The sequence below is a fragment of the Roseateles sp. P5_B10 genome (genome assembly GCF_056400485.1).
Genome location: NZ_JBFULE010000890.1, coordinates 1 through 2,056 on the forward strand (window position 1 = coordinate 1; position 2,056 = coordinate 2,056).

2 protein-coding genes are annotated in these 2,056 nt (G+C 67.8%); both read left to right on the plus strand.

Going from position 1 to position 2,056, the window contains the following annotated elements; genetic code table 11:
- Window positions 1-1,434: DUF5597 domain-containing protein (locus tag AC1DU6_RS28910; RefSeq protein WP_477861366.1), on the plus strand; the 1,434-nt coding region annotated here is incomplete at its 5' end.
- Window positions 1,431-2,056, plus strand: a 626-nt coding sequence (locus AC1DU6_RS28915) for a putative glycoside hydrolase (protein WP_477861368.1), incomplete at its 3' end; no start/stop codon positions are given. The genes AC1DU6_RS28910 and AC1DU6_RS28915, both read left to right, overlap by 4 nt.

Sequence of the window (2,056 nt, forward strand, 5' to 3'; positions counted from 1 at the left end):
CACGCCAACACCGTGGAGGTGCCGGTGGCCTGGGAGCAGATCGAACCCGTCGAAGGCCACTTCGACTTCTCCTTCGTCGACACCCTCGTCAAGCAGGCGCGCGAGAACAAGGTGCGCGTGGTGCTGCTGTGGTTCGGCACCTGGAAGAACACCAGCCCGCAGTACACGCCCGCCTGGGTCAAGTTCGACAACCAGCGCTTCCCGCGCATGGTCGAGCCGGACGGCAAGAACAGCTACTGCCTCTCGCCCCTCGGCGAAGAAACGCTCAAGGCCGACAGACGAGCCTTCACGGCGCTGATGGCCCACCTGAAGAAGATCGACGAGAACGAGCGCACCGTGCTGATGGTGCAGGTGGAAAACGAGGTTGGCACCTTCGGCCTGGTGCGCGACTTCGGCAAGACGGCACAGGCCGCTTTCGAAGCCGACGTGCCAGCCGCCGTGCTGGCGCGCAAGAAGGCGCCGGTGCCGGGCGCGGCCAAGGGCAACTGGCGCGCCGTCTACGGCGACTACGCCGACGAGTACTTCCACGCCTGGGCCAAGGCCCGCTACATCGGCGAGATCGCCAAGGCCGGCCGCGCCGTCTACGACCTGCCGATGTATGTCAACAACGCGCTGCGCGACCCGCTGGAGCAGCCGCCCAAGCCCTGGAACAAGAACTTCGCCAGCGGCGGCCCGACCTACGACGTCATCGACATCTACAAGGCCGCCGCGCCCGCCATCGACATCGTCGGCCCCGATATCTACAACCCCGAGTCGGCCAAGCTCAACGCCAATCTGGCCAAGTTCAAGCGTCCCGACAACGCCTTGTTCGTGCCCGAGATCGGCAATGCCGAGCTCTATGCCCGCTACCTCTATCAGATCCTGGGCAGCGGCTCCATCGGCGTCTCGCCCTTCGGCATCGACTACTTCGATTACGCCAACTACCCGCTCGGCGCCAAGACCAACGACAAGGCCACGCTGGAGCCTTTCGCCAAGATCTTCGCCGCCTTCCGGCCGATGCAGCGCCAGTGGGCGCGATGGGCCTTCGAGGGCCGCACGCACGGCGTGTCCGAGCCCGACGACCATGCCGATCAGTTCGTCACGATGAAGGGCTGGAAGGCCCACGTCACCTTCGGCCAGTGGCAGTTCGGCGAGCGTGAATGGCCGGGCAACCAGAAGGAGGCGCCGGCGCATGCCGCCAAGCTCGTCGGTGGCGTGTCCATCGCGCAGATCGGCGACGACGAATTCCTGCTGGTGGGCCAGCAGGCACGCGTGCGCATCGACGACATCGAAGGCAGCAGCCGCGCGCTGATCGAATACGCCGAGGAAGGCCACTTCGACGCCAGCGGCAAGTGGGTGACGGAGCGCCGCTGGAACGGCGACCAGGTCGACTGGGGCCTGAACTTCGTCGCGAACCCGCGCGTGCTGAAGGTCAAGATGGGGCGCTACAAGTGAGCGGCGTTCGCACGGCAATCCTAGGCGCGCTGCTCACCACGGCGGCCCTGGGCGCCCTGGCGCAGGCAGCGCCCGACATCACCCTCCTGCCGGCGCCATCGGCCGCCTGGCGCACTGTCGTCGGCCACTGGGAGAAACAGGTCGAGCTGACAGGCGACGGCGTCGTCGTCCCGGCGCCGACCGCCGACTACGCACGAGCCAGCACGCTGGCCGCTAGCGCACTCACGACCGGCGGCAAACGCGAGGCCGTGTTGCTGGACTGGAAGGATCTCTGGCAGGCCACGCTGCGCATCGAAAGCCGCGAGCCGCTGGACTTGCGCCCCTACCTGGGCGGCACGCTGGAGTTCGACCTCGATGTGGCCGAACTCGCCAAGGGCGGTGTGCGTGCCAAGCTCAGTTGCGGCGACGGCTGCGAGCGCGGCGTCAACCTCATCGAGCCGGCCCGCAGCTGGGCCGGCAAGGGCTGGCAGCACGTCGCCCTGGCCATGAGCTGCTTCACGCGCGAAGGCGCCGACTTCTCCAAGGTCAGGCTGCCATTCGCCATCGACGCGACCGGCACGGGCCGCGTCAGCGTCGCCAACGTGCGCATCACGCGCACGGCCAAGGCCGGGCTGGCCTGCCC